This is a genomic window from Rivularia sp. UHCC 0363 (genome assembly GCF_034931125.1).
Lineage (GTDB): Bacteria > Cyanobacteriota > Cyanobacteriia > Cyanobacteriales > Nostocaceae > Rivularia.
The window spans coordinates 89,137-109,931 of the sequence record NZ_JAYGHM010000017.1; the positions used below are offsets into that span (position 1 = coordinate 89,137).

Annotated in this window: 19 protein-coding genes; 5 read left to right on the forward strand and 14 right to left on the reverse strand. The window is 36.5% G+C overall.

Annotated elements, in window-relative coordinates:
* The first annotated feature begins 24 nt into the window (after window positions 1-24).
* Window positions 25-642, forward strand: coding sequence for a 4Fe-4S single cluster domain-containing protein (locus tag VB797_RS12130; RefSeq protein WP_323237940.1), 618 nt, complete (start codon window positions 25-27; stop codon window positions 640-642).
* On the opposite strand, the gene VB797_RS12135 is transcribed toward VB797_RS12130, so the two are convergent.
* The 12 genes from VB797_RS12135 to VB797_RS12190 form a co-directional block, all read right to left on the reverse strand.
* On the reverse strand, window positions 610-1,332 hold the full coding sequence (locus VB797_RS12135) for a hypothetical protein (RefSeq protein WP_323237941.1): 723 nt from the start codon (window positions 1,330-1,332) through the stop codon (window positions 610-612). The genes VB797_RS12130 and VB797_RS12135 overlap by 33 nt on opposite strands.
* Before the next feature lie 272 nt (window positions 1,333-1,604).
* The gene (locus tag VB797_RS12140; RefSeq protein WP_323237942.1) at window positions 1,605-2,948 is read right to left on the reverse strand and encodes a DUF2254 domain-containing protein; all 1,344 of its coding nucleotides are present in this window, start codon (window positions 2,946-2,948) and stop codon (window positions 1,605-1,607) included.
* Window positions 2,945-3,988: a mechanosensitive ion channel family protein gene (locus VB797_RS12145; RefSeq protein ID WP_323237943.1), complete on the reverse strand. Its 1,044-nt coding sequence runs from the start codon at window positions 3,986-3,988 to the stop codon at window positions 2,945-2,947. Before VB797_RS12145 ends, VB797_RS12140 begins: the two co-directional genes overlap by 4 nt.
* 162 nt (window positions 3,989-4,150) lie before the next feature.
* On the reverse strand, window positions 4,151-4,615 hold the full coding sequence (locus VB797_RS12150) for a TspO/MBR family protein (RefSeq protein ID WP_323237944.1): 465 nt from the start codon (window positions 4,613-4,615) through the stop codon (window positions 4,151-4,153).
* Window positions 4,616-4,787: 172 nt separating this feature from the next.
* Window positions 4,788-5,780 (reverse strand): RNA polymerase sigma factor, RpoD/SigA family, encoded by a 993-nt coding sequence (locus VB797_RS12155; protein WP_323237945.1) that lies wholly within the window; start codon window positions 5,778-5,780, stop codon window positions 4,788-4,790.
* A gap of 32 nt (window positions 5,781-5,812) precedes the next feature.
* The gene (locus tag VB797_RS12160) at window positions 5,813-7,366 is read right to left on the reverse strand and encodes a GMC family oxidoreductase (RefSeq protein WP_323237946.1); all 1,554 of its coding nucleotides are present in this window, start codon (window positions 7,364-7,366) and stop codon (window positions 5,813-5,815) included.
* A 132-nt stretch (window positions 7,367-7,498) separates the two neighbouring features.
* A complete protein-coding gene (locus VB797_RS12165) occupies window positions 7,499-8,371 on the reverse strand; it encodes an SDR family oxidoreductase (RefSeq protein WP_323237947.1) in 873 nt (290 codons plus the stop codon).
* A 223-nt stretch (window positions 8,372-8,594) separates the two neighbouring features.
* A complete protein-coding gene (locus tag VB797_RS12170) occupies window positions 8,595-9,359 on the reverse strand; it encodes a ChaB family protein (RefSeq protein WP_323237948.1) in 765 nt (254 codons plus the stop codon).
* 60 nt (window positions 9,360-9,419) lie between these two features.
* Window positions 9,420-9,953, reverse strand: coding sequence for a Dps family protein (locus VB797_RS12175; RefSeq protein ID WP_323237949.1), 534 nt, complete (start codon window positions 9,951-9,953; stop codon window positions 9,420-9,422).
* A gap of 447 nt (window positions 9,954-10,400) precedes the next feature.
* Window positions 10,401-10,604 (reverse strand): hypothetical protein, encoded by a 204-nt coding sequence (locus tag VB797_RS12180; RefSeq protein WP_323237950.1) that lies wholly within the window; start codon window positions 10,602-10,604, stop codon window positions 10,401-10,403.
* A 300-nt stretch (window positions 10,605-10,904) separates the two neighbouring features.
* Complete coding sequence (locus VB797_RS12185) at window positions 10,905-11,264, reverse strand: hypothetical protein (RefSeq protein ID WP_323237951.1); 360 nt, start codon at window positions 11,262-11,264, stop codon at window positions 10,905-10,907.
* Window positions 11,265-11,633: 369 nt separating this feature from the next.
* A complete protein-coding gene (locus tag VB797_RS12190; protein ID WP_323237952.1) occupies window positions 11,634-12,062 on the reverse strand; it encodes a hypothetical protein in 429 nt (142 codons plus the stop codon).
* Between the two features lie 753 nt (window positions 12,063-12,815).
* On the opposite strand from VB797_RS12190, the gene VB797_RS12195 reads away from it, so the two are divergent.
* The 3 genes from VB797_RS12195 to VB797_RS12205 all read left to right on the forward strand — a co-directional run bounded on the left by VB797_RS12195 (window position 12,816) and on the right by VB797_RS12205 (window position 18,444).
* On the forward strand, window positions 12,816-15,074 hold the full coding sequence (locus tag VB797_RS12195) for a hypothetical protein (protein ID WP_323237953.1): 2,259 nt from the start codon (window positions 12,816-12,818) through the stop codon (window positions 15,072-15,074).
* 458 nt (window positions 15,075-15,532) lie between these two features.
* Window positions 15,533-16,678 carry a serine/threonine-protein kinase gene (locus tag VB797_RS12200; RefSeq protein WP_323237954.1) on the forward strand — a complete coding sequence of 382 codons (1,146 nt, stop codon included), beginning with the start codon at window positions 15,533-15,535 and terminating at the stop codon, window positions 16,676-16,678.
* Between the two features lie 503 nt (window positions 16,679-17,181).
* Window positions 17,182-18,444 carry a proton extrusion protein PcxA gene (locus VB797_RS12205; protein ID WP_323237955.1) on the forward strand — a complete coding sequence of 421 codons (1,263 nt, stop codon included), beginning with the start codon at window positions 17,182-17,184 and terminating at the stop codon, window positions 18,442-18,444.
* 43 nt (window positions 18,445-18,487) lie between these two features.
* Here VB797_RS12205 and VB797_RS12210 read toward each other — a convergent pair whose 3' ends face one another.
* Window positions 18,488-18,781, reverse strand: a complete 294-nt coding sequence (locus tag VB797_RS12210; RefSeq protein ID WP_323237956.1) for an acylphosphatase — start codon at window positions 18,779-18,781, stop codon at window positions 18,488-18,490.
* 87 nt (window positions 18,782-18,868) lie between these two features.
* On the opposite strand from VB797_RS12210, the gene VB797_RS12215 reads away from it, so the two are divergent.
* Complete coding sequence (locus tag VB797_RS12215; protein WP_323237957.1) at window positions 18,869-19,234, forward strand: DUF1823 family protein; 366 nt, start codon at window positions 18,869-18,871, stop codon at window positions 19,232-19,234.
* 38 nt (window positions 19,235-19,272) lie between these two features.
* On the opposite strand, the gene VB797_RS12220 is transcribed toward VB797_RS12215, so the two are convergent.
* Window positions 19,273-20,742, reverse strand: coding sequence for an amidase (locus VB797_RS12220; RefSeq protein ID WP_323237958.1), 1,470 nt, complete (start codon window positions 20,740-20,742; stop codon window positions 19,273-19,275).
* Between the last annotated feature and the right edge of the window lie 53 nt (window positions 20,743-20,795).

Here is a 20,795-nt window from a genome sequence, read left to right on the forward strand (position 1 = left end):
GTTGACGGCTAAAAGGAGCAAAAAATGCAAATAAAGTCAACTAATCCATATTCTTCCCCTGCAAACGTTCCCTCCGGCTATTTAAATATCATGGGTTACGTTGATGAATCGGAAGTAAACGGTCCTGGAAGTCGGGCTGTAATTTGGGTACAAGGCTGTAAGCGAGAATGTGGAGGTTGTTTCAATCCTGAATCTTGGTCGTTTGAAATTAATCAGCTTGAATCGATCGATTCCCTCGCTCAAAAAATCCTGAGTAAACCTGGTAATACAGGAGTAACATTTTCTGGAGGAGAACCTTTTTGGCAAGCTCCAGGATTAGCAAGTTTAGCTCGCAAGGTCAAAGCTTCCGGGTTAAATGTTATGGCTTTTACCGGCTTCACTTTGGAAAAATTACAGTCAGAACAAGCACCTGCAGGTGCAAAAGAACTGTTAGAGCAACTCGATATTTTAATTGATGGACCTTTTATTGAATCTTTAGCAATAAATTCTCCTAATTCTCCCGTATCATCCAGTAATCAGCACGTCCGCATATTTAACCCAGATTTTGAAGATAAGATCACCTGGGCTAGCGACCAAATAGAAATACACGTTTTTAAAGATGGTAGTCGTTTAGTTACTGGCTACCGTGGTTGGATGGAATAGACAATTAACTGACAAATGCTGTTCAAACCAATGGCTTGATAAACGGGCAATTTCTTCAAATGCACCTGGTTCTTTGAATTGACGGCTGGCATTTTGTATAATGCTTAACTCTTTTTCGGATGCCTTAATTAGTTTGAGAGTGTCTTCATTTGTCGCGATCGCAGGCAGGTCATTTTCACCGACAATCAATAAAGTTGGCGTTTGTACGTTAGACAAAACTGAGGGTGTTAAGCAATCTCCACTGCACGAAACTATAGCCCCCACTAAGTTAGGGTTTTCTGCGGCTGCAAGTAAAGCTGCACCTGCACCCGTTTGTTCTCCAAAATAGCCAATTTTTAAATCACTGGTGAGAGAATTATTAATCAACCACTTTGTTGCACCAACTAATCTTGTCGATAGTTGTTTAACGTTGCTGCTACAATGTCGGCTACGTAAATCGATCGCTTCTTCTTGAGGTGTTAATAAATCAATTTGTACGGTGCCTAATTCCGCTGTCTGTCTTAACATATGAGCGAGATAACGATTGCGAGTACTGTAGCGACCAACTCCACTACTATGAACAAATATTACGATTCCTTGACAGCTTCTAGGTAAAACTATCTCTGCTTGTAAACGGATAGAATCAAGTTCGATTGAAACTATTTTTTCTTCAACGTTATGTAAGGAATTTGGATTCGTTTTGGTATTCATTTTGGTATCCTCTTTTATTTCAAAAATTGATATTTATTTCTATTACTAATATATATTCTCAGTGGTAGTACTTAAGTATATAATCTTATCTGAGCAATATCTAATTTGACAAGTATTCTTTATTATATGTATTAGGAATGCGGGCAAGATACCAGCTACAAATGTCACAAAAACATATTTATTTACAATTTTGGAATCTTTTTAAGCGATTATTCTATTTATAAAGCTATTTATACAGCAACAATTTGAGGAAGTTGTGAGGATGAGTATATTTAACTTAGCGCCTGTAATATTTCTTGATAACTTTGTACAATATCTTTCTTGTCTTGATCGAAAGATAATCCTTCTTGACTACCTTGCAATATCAAATCTGCATGACGACGCAAAGCTATTTTAGTTTGGGAATTTTCTGCATATTCAGCAATTACGGCGATCGATTCTAATAAACGAATCGTTACTGCTGCATTGCTAGAACTATTTTGGCGGATTTGATTAAAAGCAGTATCAGTTAATTCTGCAAAAGTTTTCGGTATCGCAATTACACGAAGATTTTTAAATGCGTCGTAACGATAAGCAGAAGGAAAATCTTTTTGAGCTAAATGGGAAAGTGCGTCGCTGAGGTGGTCTATGCAGCGAATAGCGGTAAACGGGTCATTAAGGCTAGGAGATAAAGCGCGTAAGGCTATTTCAACTAATTGGTTTATGGGAAATTCGATATCTTGTTGTTCGGTACGTTGTCTACCTAAAATAAATGCTTTGTGAATTTGCTTTTGAATATCTTTAAGAGGTGTGTTCTCACGATCGTTTCCCATCGAAAGAATTTTTACCGTGGAACCTCCCTTAATTACAAATTTTCCCGGTCGGGTTAATATTTTTACCATCAAATTATGTTTGCAGGCTATATCCATCAATTTGTCGGTATCAATTGCTTGGACATAACCTTTTTTGGAAGATCTAATCGGAAAAGCTTCCCGATCAAAATCAGTGGGAATTTCTGCCGGTGAATGTTTTTCTTCGGGTTCACCATATCCAATTTTTTTAGGGAATAACCTTTCTATCGCATTATCTAATTCTTTACTAACTTGGGAAATTATATAGGAAACCTGAATAATAGTTGATGAATGATGAATAAAATAAATTAGCACGGCAGTACTAATTACCGCGAATACAATCCCGATTGTGACCGAAAGATAAGGTACAAACTTATCCCTTCCATCACCACTTCCATGAACGGCTCGTAATACTAACAAGGAATAAATAAAAGTACTAATAAATGTACCAAGTACTACTTTATTTCCTACATCCTGCATAAATTTTCGTAGGAGACGAGGCCCGAAATTTGAGGAAGCAAGCTGAAGCGCGACGATGGTGATCGAAAAAGCCGTAGCGGTAACGCTAATCATGGAACCTGCAATCGCTGAAAGTACCGCACGAGCGCCATCCGAGCCGCCGGTATAAATCCAGCCCCATTTTTCTATTGGACCGTAGTAACCGAGTCTATCTATTTTGAGTAAACCAAAGGCGATCGCAACGCTTCCAGCCATCATCAGCGCAGGTACAAACCAGTAGCTGGAATTAATTGAGTCCCACAGTTTACCCAGTTTGATATTTTTCATTGATCGATAGTCGAAGTCTTGCCGTTACCCTCTCGATCTTCTGACGATTGGCTTTTGATTAATTTGCTTAAAGAAGCGCTGATACTGCGACTTTGAGGCACTTTCCCAGAACCTGCGGGCCACCCTTCTCTTTGACGGTTTCTGTTACCGTCTGTCTCTTCTGTTTGGTCATGGAATAGAATTTGTTGAGTTGGGAATGGCATATCAATACCGTTCGCGGTAAGCTTGTTTTTGACAGCAGTGAGAACGCGATCGCGAAAATCGAGTGTATCGGAGCGACGAGGTGGACTAATCCACCAGCGACCGCGAATATTAACGGTAAAGTCTGCCAAATCCATTACAAGTACATCAGCAGCGGGGTCTTGAAGGACACCTTCAGTTTCATTGATAGCTTCTAAAATTAACTGTTTTGCCTCGTCAATATCATCCCCATAACCGATACCGAAATCATATTCGATGCGTCGATTTTCAAAAGCTGTATTTACAGTAACGGAATTAGTAAAAAGTTCGGCATTAGGAATAACAATCCGGCGACCATCATAAGTTCTAATTGTAGTCGCCCGCGTTTCAATATTTTCTACAGTACCTTCAAAGTTTTTAAATACTATTTGGTCATTAATTTCAAAAGGTTCGGTAAGTAAAATCAAAATTCCAGCTAGGAAGTTTTGTAAAATATCGCGGAAAGCAAAACCAACTGCTACCCCACTTATTCCCAACAACTGGACTAAATCGGAAACTTTGAATGATGGAATCAGAATTGTTAGTGCTACAAACAAACCAACTAATATGGTTATACCTTGTGCTAAGCGCCCCAAAACCATTCCTAAGCTACGAGCATTGCGACGATTACGGGTTAATCTTCTGATTGTTTGCTTAATAGCCCTAGCAACAAAGAAAAAGACGATAAAAACAACAATTGCCAAGAGAATACTTGGCAACCGAGCAATAGTATTATCTATCAATAATTGAGTTCTATCCCAAGCCGATATTATTTCCGTCTTTGTATCTGGTGGTGGAGTTGATACTTGTGCAATTATCATGTTTTATTTGCTAATTATTAATTATGAAGTATTTATTTTGTATTATTATAGCTGGCAAGATGCTAACACTACAAGGTTTTATTCTATTTATTAAATAGACGAATAATACTAATAAGATAATTATTGTAAGCTAGCATCTTGCAAATGATAATTGATAATTGTTCATTGATTTAGCTGATATATTTTCCAAGCTGTATAAGTACCGATTGGACTCCAAATTAAATAAGGCACTAATAATAAAGCTGCCCAACCAGAAACTGGTAAAACAAACAAAGTTACAATGATTCCAATAATAAATCCTATTCCTCCGACAATTGCCCCAGCTTTCATATTTTGTAACCAAAGTGACACAGGAGTGAAAGCAACAATAATAATTTCTAGTAATAGATATAAACCCATTAAAAACCAAGTTTGAGAACTACGGGGTTCGCGTTCCCAAACTATGTAAGCAGACCAAGCACCGCAAATAAAAATTACCGTCCAAATAACTGGAATCAGTTTTTCAAATGTCAACCAACGCGGTCTTTGCAATCGCTTAAACCATTTGACATCTTTGGGTCTGACTATACTACTTCCAAGAGCCACTATAAAGGTAACGGCCCCGATTACCATCCAGGATTTTAGCATTGCTCTTTTTTTTTAGATGGAGGGGAAGAGGGAGTTGGGAGTTAGGAGTTAGGAGTTAGGAGTTAGGAGTTAGGAGTTAGGAGTTGGGAGTTAGGAGTTATGAATTTTTTGCTCGTAATTAATTACCTTTGACCTTTGACCTTTAACCTTTAACCTTTCTCCCATTCCCAAATCATGCAATAAAACTTTTAACTTTCATTTTTTTTCGACGCAAACGAGCAATTGCTTGACGCTGTAATTGTCGGACTCTGGTATGAGAAATATCCATACGTTTTGCGACTTCAGTTAATGTTAATTCGCGTCCGTCGCTTAAACCAAAATGTAAGTTTACGACTTCTCTTTGTTGGGGGGTCAATTCAACAAGCATTTCATCAAGGCATTCCCGTAGTGATTGATGGTTGACATAATCATCTATAGAGGAACTTGTATCTTCAAGTAAATCTTGTAATTCAGTGTCTTGTCCTTCACCAACTCGTAAATCTAAGGATACGGGTTGACGCGACATATGTAAATAATCTTGAATTTGCGATGGTTTTAAAGAAACGCGATCGCCAATATCAGCTATGGTCGGTGTACGTCCTAATTCTTGGGTTAAATCTCGCCGTGCTTTCTTAATTTTTTTCAGGGTTTGACATACGTGAATAGGTAAACGAATCGAACGACTTTTTTGGTCTAAAGCTCGTGTAATTGCTTGTCTAATCCACCAATAAGCGTAGGTAGAAAATTTATAACCTTTATCCGGGTCAAACTTTTCTACTCCTCTTTGTAAACCCAAAGTTCCTTCTTGAATTAAATCAACAAACTCCAAATTATGATGCTGATATTTTTTGGCGATCGCAACTACTAATCGTAAGTTTGCCTCAATCATTTTTTGTCGGGCAAATTCACCTTTATCAAGGGTTTCTTGCAGTTGTGATTCGCTCATTTCTACTGCTTGGGCCCATACAGAAAATTCCGGTTCTGAGTCTAATTTAGTTGTTAATTCCTCTTTAGTTTGCAGTAATTGTGTTAACTGCTTAACCCCCTGAGCATAAAATATTTCTTGTTCGCGAGTTAACAATGGCACACGCCCAATTTGAACTAAAAAAGCACGCACGGTATCTGTACTTAGCCTTTGCTTGGCGGATGCGATGTTTTCTTTATTATTAATGGTTGCGGGTTGCATATTAATCAAAACTCCTGAAAACTTTATTAAACTTATTTTGTTTTGCTTACTAAACCATCCAAACTTACATTTAATCTTTGTTTAAGATGTTCGGCTACTCTTAAAGCATTAGCAACTATTGTCAATGTCGGATTCATTGCTCCCATAGAAGGAAAGAAACCCGAATCTACCACATACAAATTATCGATATCATGGGTGCGACAATTTAAATCAAGAACGTTAAGTTTTGAGTCTTTACCAAATCGGCAAGTTCCTCCCTGATGGTTCATAACTTTTAACGGCATTGGTACGCTGAAAATTATCGGAAACCCAGCTTTTCGGAGAATCTTTTTAAATTGATGCTGTAGACGCTGATGAGCTTTTCGGTTGTTTTGACGATAATAAACTTTTATCTGTCCGTTTTTTGCTATTTCGACACGATTTTCAACATTAGGTAAGTCCTCGCTTTGCATCCACCAATCTACAGAATGATTTGCAAAAACTTTTAATAGACTACTAGGTACCCATCGAGGAAAATCTGGCTGCATCATTTCCCATTTATGCTTACCCATCAAATGAATGTGACCTAACGGTTTTGTATCTTCTGATGAACCAAAGTAAAAGTCGTTAATTGCTAGTGTTTTTTGAAAAACTGTTTCGTTGGGAACTGTAGAAATAGCATAAAGTTTGGTGGTATTATGCTTGACAAAATTACGCCCTACCATTCCCGAAGAATTTGCTAAACCGTTAGGATGACTATCGGATGCTGAACGCAATAACAAAGCCGCAGAATTAATCGCACCGCAAGCAACAACAACAATATCACCATTAAAAAACTCTTTAACTCCAGCAACAGTTGCTTCCACACCCCTTATTTCAGTACCAGAATTGTTTGTTACTAGACGCTCAACGTGAGCATTCGTCATTAAAGTCACATTTTCATATTTGATTGCTTTGTCTACACAGCAAACCTGAGCATCAGCTTTAGCATCAACTAAGCAAGGATATCCGTCGCAAGTATCGCAGCGAATACAGGGACTTTGAGCCGCATTATTAACATCGCGATCAATTCCCATTGGTATAGAAAACGGTTTTAGACCCAATATCTCTAAACTTTGAACAACTTGTTTAATTCGCGGTTCGTGGGGTAAAGCGGGATAATCATATTCTTTTACTGTAGGTGGTTCGCAGGGGTCTTCTCCTCGTTTGCCATGAACTTTATACAGCTTTTCGGCTTGATTATAATAGGGTTCAAAATCTTCGTATTTCAAATCCCATGCAGGTGATACACCTTCATAATGCTGCATTTCTTCAAAGTCTTCTTGTCGCATTCGCAACAAAGCCGCACCGTAAACCTTCGTACTGCCGCCGACTCGATGGTAGAGAGTAGGTTGAAAACTCTTTTCTTGTGAATTTAACCACCGCTGGTCTGTACGATAAAGTGCATTTCCATAGACAGCTTTCATATCCCAATTTTGCTTTTCTCTGGGTATATAATCACCTCGTTCTAACAACAAAATACGTTTACCAGTTGATGCTAAAGCATAAGCAAGAGTTCCTCCACCAGCCCCAGTTCCTATAATAATTATGTCGTAATGTTTCTGCATTAATTTGATACTTTATTAGTTATTAGTTAATAATTATTCGTTCTTAGTTCTTAGTTATTATTTATATTTCATGTCTTTATGACTAAAAAACAATTGATCATAAAGACACGTTAACTAGCAAGATTGAAGCCTTTAGCTAGAAAGTTGTCCCCCAGTAACATCAAGAAGAGAACCAGTTACAAAGCTACCATCTTGTGATGCCAAAAACACGTAAGCTGGTGCGAGTTCTTCTGGTTGTCCGGCTCGTTTTAGCGCCGCATCCTTATCAAAGTTATCTACCATTTCTTTCGGCATAGTTGCCGGAATATTTGGTGTCCATACCGGACCAGGAACTACTGCATTTACTCTTATTTTGCGTTCTGCTAAATTTAATGCCAATGACTTAGTAAAAGAATGCACTGCACCTTTACTAGCAGAGTAATCGATTAAAAATTCCTTACCAATTTTGCCGACAATGCTACCTGTATTAATAATAGCATCACCTTCCTGAAGATGAGGTAACGCTGCTTTTACCATATAGAAATAGCCGTAAACATTGGTTTCTATGGTACGTTGAAATTGTTCGATACTTAAATCCTCGAAACGTTCTTGTACCATTTGGTAAGCAGCATTATTAACTAGGATATTTAATTTACCATATTTAGCTATTGTTTGCTCTACTGCTTGACTGCAAGCTGCAAAATCGCGGACATCTGCTTTGATATTCAAACAATTACGCTGTTTTTTTTCTACAGCCTTACGAGTAGTTTCGGCATCTTCATCATTTTGGTTATAAATAATCGCGACATCCGCACCTTCCATAGCATAGGCAATAGCTACAGCCCTACCAATACCGGAATCACCACCCGTAATTAATGCCACTTGATCTTGCAATTTACCAGCAGGTCGATAGTTAGACAAATCGCTATCTGGTTGCGGTGTCATATCCGATTGCTTAGCAGGATAATTTAACTTTTGTCCTGGTATTTGGTCTGGAGTTGGTCGAAATTCTTTACTTTGTGTCATTTTCTGTTGTCAACTATTTATGAGATTTTTTAAGATTTTAGTTCGTGAAAAGTATTTAGTTCTATACTTAATTAAGTAATAGGAAAAATCTCTTCGAGAAGATATTAAAAGCAAGAAGAAAATATGAAGTACAAGTTATCGTATATACTTCATATTTTGGGATTATTATTTCCAATAAAGGACAAAGTATTTACATTTAATACTTCACCCTTTATTTTTTTTTCTAAACATTTACTTTCTGTTTAGACCAAACTCCATTTTCATCTTCCTCATACTGTTGGTGAATTGCATTCCAAGCAGCTTCTTCCGCTTTACTTTCATCTTTAGTTTCATCAAACACGGAGTTGTAGCGTTCGATGAAAGTTTTTTGAGCGGCTTCCGATAAATGAGAACGTACTTCAGGGGCTAAATCTTCCGCACCGTTACAGTTACCCGAACAAGCACGAGGTAAAGCCACTTCACTAGTATGGGTTTCTTCACCACCAGCACTTTCTAGAAGAAGTGATATTTCTCCAGACTTATCTGCGGGTACTTCTGCCATCACGATAAACTCACCAGCTTTCAAGCGAGTTTCGTAAACAGCAGCTTTCTCTTTAGGCATACCCAAAGTCATTAATACTGATGCTAAACCTGCACCAGCACTACCTGCTAACGCACCGCTAGCGGCTCCTAAAAGTGCTGCACCGATGGGACCTGCTGCTACTACCGGACCGACGAAGGGAATAAATAGCACTCCCACACCGGAAAGCAAACCTAACAACGAACCGAACAAAGAACCAAAAATTGCACCCGATCGCAATCCACCGAAAATTACGTCTTTTTTAGTAATAAAACCTGAAATTCTGGTTTCGGATTGAAAGTTGTTTCCCATGACCGAAATGTGGTCACGGGATACACCTCTATCTAATAAACGACGGACGACTTTATCTACTTGCTCTTGTTCTTTAAATACGGCTGAAATAGTACGTTCTGCTTTATATTCGGACATTTTGATTCCCCTGGCTTAAATGCGATTCACGAGTATGTATGAGTGAAGAAGTAGATAATTCTAGTTAACACCTACAGCGGTTTTTCCAGATGGTTGACCGTCTGCATGGAGAGATTCTCCTTCGATAAAGGAGCGCAGCATCCAAGCCATTTCTTCGTGTCCTTCCATTAATCCGGTGAGGAAATCAGCGGTTCCTTCATCATGGAACTTATCGCCACACATATCAATATGTTCGCGCAAGTTACGAATAACTTGTTCGTGGTCGTCTACCAAACTAGATACCATTTGAGTAGCTAAAGGTAGTTTTTCTGGATTTTCCTTTAAAGATGTTAGTTTCAAAAATCCTTCCATAGTACTTACAGGAAAATTACCCAAAGCACGAACCCGCTCTGCGATCGCGTCGATGCTCATGGTTAAGGTTTGATAGTGTTCTTCCCATAAAGTATGCAAACTGCGGAATTGAGGTCCGACAACATCCCAATGGTACTTTTTGGTTTTAACTAGCAGTAAGTAAGCATCTGCCAAATCGTTGTTCAACAACTCACAAACGCCTTTGCGTTGCTCTTCACTCAATCCAATATTAATGCTACGCATAATTTACTTTCTCTAAATTCAACTCTCCTTCAATTTGAACATACTTCTTTTTTCAAAAAATCAATCAAAGGAGATAATCTCAGGTTAGAGGTTAATTATAAATACCTAATACTTTTTATATAGTTGTGTTACAAACTTATAACCTAATAAAATACTCTAAAATACTTAGACTTCATGTTAAAATGTATAGAAAAATATCTCTATAGTAGGAAATAGTAGAGCATATTTAATTTTGGTAGAATAAAATTACACGGACAAGTATACCCAGCACTACGTAATATTGAATATTTTATAACTTGAAAATCCTGAAGATAAGTCCTCAGCTAATCGAAAATAATTTAAATAAATATGTAAAAATTCAATAAAAAATCCCAAAATATTACGAGCCTTAATTTTTAACTCATATTTTTAGAGATTTAAAGTAAGGCTCGGATAAAATATTCTCGTTTACAGTGAAGGAGTAACTTCGCTGTCTTCGTCTCCCTCTGTATCTTTACTCAATTTACCAGTTTTATATTGCTCAGCGGCTGCATAATCTTTACCAACATCAACATTAGTAGCTTTTTCTTGCTCTTCACTAATAGCGTCTTTTGTCAACTCAGCATCTTGATTTGGTTCACTATCGGTCTTAGGAACTTTTGCTTCTGCCATTTTAAATCCCCTATTTTATTAATTTTATTCCACAAATTTAATCATACAAAAAATTCCGTACCTTTTTAACTATTCTTACGGTATAATTTCGATTTATATCTACAGAATAATTTAATTTTGGGATTTTCATTCAGAAATCATCCGAAAAGGGGATGTGTAAAAAGTTTTTCTTGTTATGTAATTTAAAATATCAAATCAATTGCCTAATTTAACTATAAATAAAAATAAATTTTGGTCAAGGTAGAAATCCACGCTTAACCAAAATTTATGTGTTATTTATCCAAGTACTTAAGTAGATTACTACTTATCACCTGTGATTTTTTCGAGAAAACTTTCTACCTTGTCTTCTACAGTTACAGCTTCTTGACTATTAGATGGACGATTCATGTTCTCAGCGTTAGCAGCACCCTGAACTTCATTCAATCCTCTATTGGATTCGTTGATAACTCTTTCCTTTGAAGGAGCGTTGTTCTCAGTTAACTCTTGAGTTTTTTGTTGAATCTCATTTAACTGCTCTGCTCCTTTGTTAGGAGAACTTTTAGAAGAACCAATTGCAGAAGCAGGAAGCGCAGTAGATAATAACAGCATTACGCACATTAAAGCTGCAACTACAAAACGCAACGGACGCACTGATGGTAATTTAAAACGATTACAATTCATGGTATCTCCTCTTCGGTTACGGAATTTGATTTAGAAAACCAAGTCGTTTTTGTAAACATTAGAAACAGCATTATTATCAAGACGAGTGGGAAATATCAAATATATTAATATAATTTTAACTTTTCCCAAACATTCAAACATTGATATGGAATTATCTCAATTAAGGCTAAGTACCTTTATACACTTAATACTGAATAATCCATATTTACCAATGACGTGCGCTGTTTCTACTTTCAACTCATCTACTTTATATTTAAATATTTCGAGTTGTCTTGTTTTTTTACAAAGCTTGGTTTACGTTATTTTAGACCTTTATTAACTATATCAGACAACTAGTCTGAAGTTAGCTAATAATGATATTGTTTACCTTTAGTTACCAAAAAAGTTTTTGATAGCATCAATTAGGTTATTGCTTCCTTTTTCTACTTTGTCAGAAGCATTATCAGCACCAGATTTAGTTTTTTCGATTCCTTGTTTGACGTTACCTTTAACTTGCTTTCCGAAACCTTCAACTTCCTTACCCATACCTTCTGTTTGTCCGGAAACTTTTCCTAAATTGCGTTGAGCTTTACCTAACGCTTGTTCCGCTTCACCTTCAAGTTTATCACCAGCACCTGCTAAAGGATTCGCCGCGATCGCCATTGGATATTCATCCATAATGGTAGCCATTGCGGATTGAGATGCATCAAACCATACTCCTAACCATACAGTGGTAAACAATAATACACAGCTAAAAACTGATACCCAGTAATGCTTTACTATGTTTATTTTATTTTTACTTTTATCGAATTTAACCACAATATGTCTTGCCTATTAACTTGAACAATACAGTTGTAATGCAATCAAGCTAACAGTTACATCAATCTTCAGAACAAAGTTATTAGTTGATTAATTGAAATAATACTACCCTTTAGATAGTTTTTTAACAATTGTTAATCATACTTTTGATAGAAGAACTAATAACAACATTGATGGATGTCCATAAGTTAATAATTAATTGATTATATAGTTATCAACAAATTTAATTGTCCAATTTTAAGTGCTTATTGTCAAAATTCAATTGAACATTTCGTTTTTATAAGGTCGAGCAAACGGTTGTATAACTGAGCAGTAAATAAATCAATAATTTTACGATTGCATTTTCTTAATAAATCAATATTTTAGTTTACTTAAATTTATATTACTTGTATCCCAATATTATATTACCGAAGTCGAGAAAGTAAGCTTAATAGTGTCAGATTACCAAGATATAGGTTGACATCTTCGTAGTTCAAATGTACTATAGAGATATGGAAAGTTTATAGCTGGTATATGCTGGGATAGAAAATAAAATTAAATAGCGTGTTTACGCAAGCTACACCAGTTAGTTTGATTGCGATTTACTGTAATATCAATTCTTCAAAAGTGTATTTAGTTATCTGATATTACGGAAGCGTTTGCGATCGCAAAATTTTTTTAATTTTGTATTTAATTTTGTAATTGTGAAGCATTGTCTCATAACCAAACTCATCAAAATAATTGAATTTGTACATACTCAAGGTAGGTATGAAGATGAAAATTGAAAAAAGAATTAAGTTTACTATTTACAACTTTTTAGGTCAAGAGAAAGCTTATTATGTTGTAGATATGAACTTGGGTTTTAAATTTTTAACTAATTCTGCGACAAAAATAGCAGAACCTTTAGCGATAGATTACAGCTATCAAATTTTTATATCAGAAAGTGCAAGGGAAATTAAGTGTACTGCGGGAATATTAAAGATTGACAATTTGAAGCGGAAAGATACGGCTATTATCTATAAATATAAGCAAATTAGCCAAGAAACTTATAGGCAATTAGAAATACCCGTAGTGCAAAATCATCAAGCAGTTTATGCTTTTGTAAAAGCTAATTTGGTAGAAGGTAATTTGAATTTTGCTAAATATGCTTTATTCAGTACTGGTAACGCGAATTTAATAGCAAGACATAGTAAAGCCTTGACAAATCAACAGCTAGCGAACTTTGCAAGCGATGTTGAAATTGCAATATTTGAGCCAGAAGAAATACGGCGATCGCAACTTATCGACATGGAAAAAAACGCCAAAATTTCTCTGTTAGAACTAATTAAAATTTTAGAAGAACATCGTCATAATATTATAGTTAACTTGAAGCATTTACGGGATAATTACCGATACAAAAGCGTTCAAATGTTAAAAGGAATTAGAGATGCAAACGGTAATTTAGTTAAACCTTGGCTGACGACAGAATATATTGATGATGGTGAATATGTGGGAATGGGTAGCTTTGAAATGAACCGCAACACTGCCACAATAAATATGCTGGTAACTCGTAAAGTAAAACTTGTGAAAGCGTCAGATAAGACCCCCATAATCGAAATCGCGGGTTTATTGGCTAATGATTTGACCAGTTATAACAACTATACAATAGTTGGCGACGGTGAAATAAATATAAAATCGCTCAAGGTGAAAATTAGCAGCAAAAAAACCTTTGATGTGTTGCGACAAAAAGGCGTAATTGATGCCGAAACATTTGATTTTCGTTGTTGTTATACAGTTGATTTAAACTTACCGTTAGTACCCCTAGATAGAGAATACAGCAATATTGACGGTTTATTTAATCAAATTGCAGAAGTAAAAATTCTTGCGAGCATTATTTCCGCGCATTTAAAACAGGAATCGGACACTTTTGTACCCGAACAGTTAGATGAATTGAAAAAACATTATTTATCTCAACATCTTTACCTGAATTTTCCGACAACTAAAGCTGAAGGTACGGTTGATACGCGAATTAGCTATAAAATAGATATCGGTAGTAAAGATATTCTCAACTTAGGTAAACTATATTCTGCAAATAGATTCCTGGAAAGAAGATACGAGCTTTACGACACCGAAACCGGCGAAATATTCGGTAAACCTACCTTGGAAATGACTTTGAGAGAAAATATAGCCGTTCGTCAAAAGTCACTATCATCGAGGATGAAAATAACTAAGGTTGATGAACTGATGAAACCGATTTTTGATGACTTTTTAGGAATTGAAATTAACGGTAAGGTTGCGGGGATTTTAGCAAAGGTTGGGGATGAAAGCTTATTAAAGATATTGCAAGATAAAGCATCCCAAAATCTTGAAAATACTAGTAGTGGGAGCATCTTGCTCCCTAGATTTAATCAAAGCGAGCAATATAAGGGAATCTCTAGCGAGCAATATAAGGGAATCTCTAGCGAGCAATATAAGGGAATCTCTAGCGAGCAATATAAGGGAATCTCTAGCGAGCAAGATAAGGGAATCTTTAGCGAGCAAGATAAGGAAATCTCTAGCGAGCAATATAAGGGAATCTCTAGCGAGCAAGATAAGGGAATCTCTAGCGAGCAAGATAAGGGAATCTTTAGCGAGCAAGATAAGGGAATCTTTAGCGAGCAAGATAAGGGAATCTCTAGCGAGCAATATAAGGGAATCTCTAGCGAGCAATATAAGGGAATCTTTAGCGAGCAAGATGCTCGCACTACGAAATTAAAGAAACAAGAAAGAATTGCAGCATTAACCGCAGCAAAAATCAAATTAGAAGAATATGTAGAGAAGATTTATCAAGATAGAATTTCACCTTTGGTATTTTATATTGGTTCCACCGGACTTTTACCTGATTGTATGGAAGGGAAAGCGATGAGTGCAATTCAACTTGCTGCGAAATATCCCAATTTGCATTTTTCTAAGGATGAGGGAGAAGGGTTATTTTTTGAAGTTGGTGATAGTTTAATTGGGGTTTATGAGAAGGTTGAATATTACAGTACTAAAGCTTTGGTAGAAGTTGGGTAATTCTGGAATTTATCAGGTTTGTTATCAAAATCGCCGTCACCCTAGAAGGGTGCGGCTACACAAACGAAGCCCACCTGCGTGGGCTGTAAGGAGTTAGGTATTTTTAGCCTGCGGAGGCAGGCTTTGTAATTGTAGCCCCAGCCTTCTAGGCTGAGGGTGTTATTGAAATGCTTCCCTACACTATGCACTATGTCTATGTCCTACGGACACGCTACGCTAACAACCGTCACCCTAGAAGGGTGCGGCTACACAAACGAAGCCCACCTGCGTGGGCTGTAAGAAACTAGGTATTTTTAGCCTGCGGAGGCAGGCTTTGTAATTGTAGCCCCAGCCTTCTAGGCTGAGGGTGTTAATTAAAATCCAAAATCGTTTTATCCTTGACAAATCTTAAGAAAACACCATATATCTCAGACAAGGCACAATTAGAGATATGTCTGAGCATTCGATGCCTTTATAAAATGAGCTACTGCCTTAATCCTAGTTGTCCGAATCCACAGAATACTAATAGTGAAAAGTTTTGTTTGAGTTGTGGTTCTAAGTTACTTCTCAAACAACGCTATCGTGCAATCAGACCTATCGGACAAGGTGGTTTTAGTAGGACTTTTTTAGCTAGAGATGAGGATAAACCGTCTTTACCTGAGTGTGTAATTAAACAGTTTTATCCGCAAGCTCAAGGTACGAGTACTTTAGCTAAAGCGATTGAATTGTTTAACCAGGAAGCGATGCGTTTGGATGAGTTGGGAAAGCATCGACAAATACCCGAACTTTTAGCGTATTTTACTCAAGACGATCGCCAATATTTGCTGCAAGAATTTATCGATGGCTTGAATTTAGCTCAGGAATTAAAGCAAAATGGGGTTTACAATCAAGCTCAAATTCAGCAATTTCTCAATGAATTGTTAAGAATCTTACAGTTTTGTCATCAGAAACAAGTTATTCACCGCGATATTAAACCCGAAAATATTATTCGTCGTTACAATCCCCCCAAGTTGAGGGGACAAATTGTATTAGTTGATTTTGGTGCTTCCAAAGTTGTGACTCAAGCTTCCATGCATCAGACGGGTACGAGTATCGGTAGTCCTGAATATGTCGCTCCAGAACAAATTAGAGGTAAAGCGCTGTTTGCTAGCGATATTTACAGTTTAGGAGTTACCTGCATTCATTTGTTGACAGCGCGATCACCATTTGATTTGTATGATGTCAATAATGATGTTTGGCTGTGGAGAGATTATCTCCAAGCTAATGTAGATCGAGATTTGAGCCGTATTTTAGATAAAATGCTGGCAACTACTCCCGCACGTCGTTATCAAACTGCGGATGAAGTATTAAAAGATTTGAATTCTTTACCGACTTTAATTGCCCAAACTGGAAATTTTGTAAAACCAGTTCCAACACCATCAAAACCAGTTCCACCAACTATTGTTTCATCTTCTCCGAGTCAAATAGAAAAGGAATTAGAAGAGATGAAGACGATATTTACAAATAAAAAGTCCCAGAATAAAAATTCCACTTCATCTGCTCAAAATACGCAACAATCAGCTAAGAATAGCAAGATAGATGATGAGTTGGAAGAATTGAGAAAGAAATACGGGAATAATTCTTAGGGTATTGAGTATTAGTTATTAATAGTGAAATATCATAAGTTTTTATTTATAGAAATAGTTGGCTCATCCGTATTTAGTATGCTAGAAAAATAATCAAAATAGGGAATAGGGAATAAAATTTAGTATTAACTATTAATCTCAATTTATACAGCTTGTTTCCTTTATCCAGTAAGCTTTTGACCGATACTTTTAGCATACTATGTACTGAAGAACCAAATAGTTTTATAACTACATTTAGGAATTTAGATATTATTAAGAGCTTAATTTTATATTTTTATTGTACCTTAAATTAAACCTATTTTTTTTGTATAAAAATATTAAAATAGAAGTTAGTCTATCAGTATTACTGAGTAGCAAACAGATGTAGGATAAAATTTCATATTATGAAAAAAATATGAAGTCAAGAACATATAACTGCTGAAAAAAAGTTAAATCTATTAGAAAATAAAGTTTATCCCCTCTCACAGTCATTTATCCAATTTAAGAGAAAGAGATTAATTTGTATGAGTAAACCTAGAAAATCACTTTTTCAGAAACTTCAACAGAATTGGGGTTTTGTAAACAAATGGTTCTTAAAGACTCCCGAAAGAGCGCTGTTATTAGCTTATGAAGCAGCTTTAAAAATTCGAGATATTGAAGAAAAACATTTTAATGGTCAAAAAATTTCTGATTCAAGCGAGCTTACCACAAATGTTTCATCTTATTGGCAAGCAGAACTTGAAAAAAACCTTAAGAGTATCAACTTGAGGTTAGCAGAATTTCAACAGAGCCGCTCTTTATTAACTGTATACGATCAAACTTTTTTAGATAGATTAAAGTTTATCGATCAAGTGACAGCGAAATATGCTCTTGATAAAGAATTTCCTTCACGCAGATTAGCAGTTAATCCAGAATCTAATTTTCAAAATCTGAAGGTAAATGCTCAATCCGATGATTCGGATGTAGGTAAAATGAAAGTTAGACCTATATCTGAAAAAACAGGTTTATTTCCAGGGTCTATTACTAGAAGTTTCCAAAAGATTATTAGAGAATTATCGCCAAACGCACAAGAAAAAGCTGTTCAAGATTTTCGAGTATCAAGTAAAAGAACAAAGATTTCTTTAAAGTTTTTAACAATCTTAATAATACTACCATTCTTAGCTTATTTATTATCAAAACAATTATTAATTTATCCAATAGTAGAAAGTATTAGAAACGATGCTACTACCGATACTTTTATAAATAATGAGATTGAAGAGAAAGTGCTGGATGAATTCAGAATTTATCAGCAAGAACTAAGATTTGAGAAACTAATTTTGCAAGCTCCACTATTATCATCGGAAGTCATACAGCAAAAACAAAAACAGAAAGCAATTGAAATAGCAGAAGAATTTCATCGTCAAAACAACAGTGCGATCGCAAATATATTTGCCGATCTAATTTCATTCACCGTATTTGTATTAATAGTTGCTACGAGTAAAAGAGAAATAGCAATAGTTAAGTTATTTCTTGATGATACAGTCTACGGACTTAGCGACAGTGCCAAAGCCTTCTTAATTATATTATTAACAGATATGTTTGTCGGGTACCATTCACCCGAAGGATGGGAAGTACTTCTGGAAGGCTTTGCACAACATTTGGGTATTGTACTAACTAATAACATCATATTTCTATTTATTGCCACCGTTCCCGTAATCTTAGATACTATTTCTAAATACTGGGTATTTCGTTACTTAAGTCGAATTTCACCATCAGCATTGGCTACATTTAAAGAAATGAATGAGTAATATGTTAGAGGAGTAGTAATTGGTAATTGTTCACTCCTAGCTTTTAACTGACTATCTCAAACCCCTGCAACCCTTCTACTTCTGAATACTCTACCTGAACATCTTTAACGATCGCGTTAGTTGGTCCACCATGACACCAGCGAATCATTTCCTCGACAACTTCCGTTACACCTTCAAATACTGCTTCTACACGATTATCAGCAAGATTTCGTACCCATCCGTTTAAACCCAAATTCTTTGCTGCATTCATCGTAGAATAACGATATCCTACACCTTGGACTTTCCCAGATATAAATGCATGAGCGCGAACTTGTTTTGGTAGAGTAGAATTTAGCATAACTTTTTACTTTATATTGCCCCATCAAATGCGAATATTAAAATCAACACTTAAACATAATCCAAAATCTAAAATCCAAAATCCAAAATGGAATTACCTCCCCTCAACACCGACACAATTTGGGCAATTCTCAAACAAGAGATTGATGATACCACAGTTAACAACTTGGTATGGTACTACTTAGGTTATCGCTACGACGAATCTACAAATAAATGGGATGCAAGTAACGTATCTGAAGAATGGCGTACAGAATATCCAGAACCACCAGATTTTATCGCGAATCGTCCCCCAACAGTTAAGTTAACTCGCTCGATTCCCCAAGAAAATAAACAAATCGCTAAAGAGCAACTGGGTTTTAAAGGTTACAAAATAGGCGAATTTGGACCCAGGGAAACACGGAGAGCAACGGCTGCAAATTGGTTATTAAGCTATATGAAAATTAATCAACTTTGAGGATATTTAGATATGGTAAAAGCGTAAAACAATCCTTTTCAATAATCAGGAAGCCGAAAACCCCCGATAATTCGATCTAATTTCCCCGCTATACTCAACAACTCCATCTCTTTCCATCTTTTACCCACAATTTGCATCCCTATCGGTACATCTTTTGTAAAACCGATTGGAATCACTACAACCGGATGTCCCGTAAGATTAAAAGGAACTATGTAAGCACCATTAGCCATTTGATAAGGAACTTTTTTACCATCGATTTCAATCGCTGCACCTTTAGCTCGATGGGTAAATGCAGTTGTCATCGCTACAGGACATAACAACACATCCCATTGCTCTAATTCTCGATCCATTTGAGCAATCAAATTATCTCTTTTTGTTAAAGCTGCAAAATAACCTTTCAAAGATGGTTGTAAAAATATTGGCAGAGAAATATTCGGTACTTTACTGATTTTTCGCAATGATTTATCACCTTGCGTTGCTTCCCTCCACAAAAATGCCATCTGTTCCCGAACGCTTTTTAAATCGGTGGGTTGAGTATATATCAGGTTATAGGTACCCACTGCATAAAAAACCTCCCAAGCATGAGCAAAATCGTATTTTGGTACCCAGCTTTCAACATTAATTAGAGCATCTGCAAGCTTCTTCCTTACCCCTTGCATTGCAAATTTTATTTCCTCCGCAACAGGATACACCGGAATTTGATCTATCCAAGCAATTCTCAGATTTTCTAAACTTTTCTCCTCAATATCTAAAGGAACGGGAGGAATATCCGGTTGACGCGCATCTGCCCCAGCAATCAATTTTATACACAAACTCAAATCTTCAATCGAACGCGCCAGACAGCCAACAGTGAACATTTGGCGGATACAGCGAAAATCCATAGTCGTAGTATCCCCAATATGTCCAGTAGTCGGAACCCGCCGATCCGTTGGCTTGAGTCCGTACAATCCGCAAAAATGAGCGGGTTGACGAATCGAACCACCATTATCAGAAGCCAAATCTAGCGGTGACAAACCTGCACAAACTGCTGCTGCTCCCCCGCTAGAACTACCACCAGAGGTATATTCTAAATTCCAAGGATTATTTACACGGGGGAATAGATCGTTTATTCCTTGATAATCACCCGCTAATTGAGAAGGACTAGTTTTACCGAGAATAATCGCTCCAGCAGCCCTTAAACGCGCAACTGCTGTAGCATCTTCGGTGGGAATATAATCTTTTAATGGTTCATAACCCGCAGTAGTACGCAGCCCTGCTGTTTCAAACGTATCTTTAATTGTTATCGGTACACCATGCAGCGCTCCCCAATTTTCACCTTTAGCTAAAGCTGCATCGGCTTGTTTTGCAGTTTCCAGAGCCTCTGGGTTAAGAGTACAAACTGCATTTAGTTGAGAATTATATTGAGAAATTTGGTTTAAGTATGCTTGTGTAACTTCAACAGCAGAAACTTGACCTTCCTTTATCATTCGAGCCAATTGATATGCGGGTGTAAATACTAATTTATTCATTTTATTTAGGTGCTAAATATAACCGTTGACTGGTTCCTAATCTCTGGCTAAGA

Excerpts from the sequence above, each read along its gene's own strand:
- VB797_RS12175 (WP_323237949.1), bottom strand. The coding sequence starts at position 9,953 with ATGCGTAGCATTAATATTGGATTGAGTGAAGAGCAACGCAAAGGCGTT.
- VB797_RS12200 (WP_323237954.1), top strand. The coding sequence starts at position 15,533 with ATGAGCTACTGCCTTAATCCTAGTTGTCCGAATCCACAGAATACTAAT.
- VB797_RS12130 (WP_323237940.1), top strand. The coding sequence starts at position 25 with ATGCAAATAAAGTCAACTAATCCATATTCTTCCCCTGCAAACGTTCCC.
- VB797_RS12150 (WP_323237944.1), bottom strand. The coding sequence starts at position 4,615 with ATGCTAAAATCCTGGATGGTAATCGGGGCCGTTACCTTTATAGTGGCT.
- VB797_RS12170 (WP_323237948.1), bottom strand. The coding sequence starts at position 9,359 with ATGTCCGAATATAAAGCAGAACGTACTATTTCAGCCGTATTTAAAGAA.
- VB797_RS12135 (WP_323237941.1), bottom strand. The coding sequence starts at position 1,332 with ATGAATACCAAAACGAATCCAAATTCCTTACATAACGTTGAAGAAAAA.
- VB797_RS12145 (WP_323237943.1), bottom strand. The coding sequence starts at position 3,988 with ATGATAATTGCACAAGTATCAACTCCACCACCAGATACAAAGACGGAA.
- VB797_RS12195 (WP_323237953.1), top strand. The coding sequence starts at position 12,816 with ATGAAAATTGAAAAAAGAATTAAGTTTACTATTTACAACTTTTTAGGT.
- VB797_RS12140 (WP_323237942.1), bottom strand. The coding sequence starts at position 2,948 with ATGAAAAATATCAAACTGGGTAAACTGTGGGACTCAATTAATTCCAGC.
- VB797_RS12210 (WP_323237956.1), bottom strand. The coding sequence starts at position 18,781 with ATGCTAAATTCTACTCTACCAAAACAAGTTCGCGCTCATGCATTTATA.
- VB797_RS12185 (WP_323237951.1), bottom strand. The coding sequence starts at position 11,264 with ATGAATTGTAATCGTTTTAAATTACCATCAGTGCGTCCGTTGCGTTTT.
- VB797_RS12155 (WP_323237945.1), bottom strand. The coding sequence starts at position 5,780 with ATGCAACCCGCAACCATTAATAATAAAGAAAACATCGCATCCGCCAAG.
- VB797_RS12165 (WP_323237947.1), bottom strand. The coding sequence starts at position 8,371 with ATGACACAAAGTAAAGAATTTCGACCAACTCCAGACCAAATACCAGGA.
- VB797_RS12180 (WP_323237950.1), bottom strand. The coding sequence starts at position 10,604 with ATGGCAGAAGCAAAAGTTCCTAAGACCGATAGTGAACCAAATCAAGAT.
- VB797_RS12205 (WP_323237955.1), top strand. The coding sequence starts at position 17,182 with ATGAGTAAACCTAGAAAATCACTTTTTCAGAAACTTCAACAGAATTGG.
- VB797_RS12160 (WP_323237946.1), bottom strand. The coding sequence starts at position 7,366 with ATGCAGAAACATTACGACATAATTATTATAGGAACTGGGGCTGGTGGA.
- VB797_RS12215 (WP_323237957.1), top strand. The coding sequence starts at position 18,869 with ATGGAATTACCTCCCCTCAACACCGACACAATTTGGGCAATTCTCAAA.
- VB797_RS12220 (WP_323237958.1), bottom strand. The coding sequence starts at position 20,742 with ATGAATAAATTAGTATTTACACCCGCATATCAATTGGCTCGAATGATA.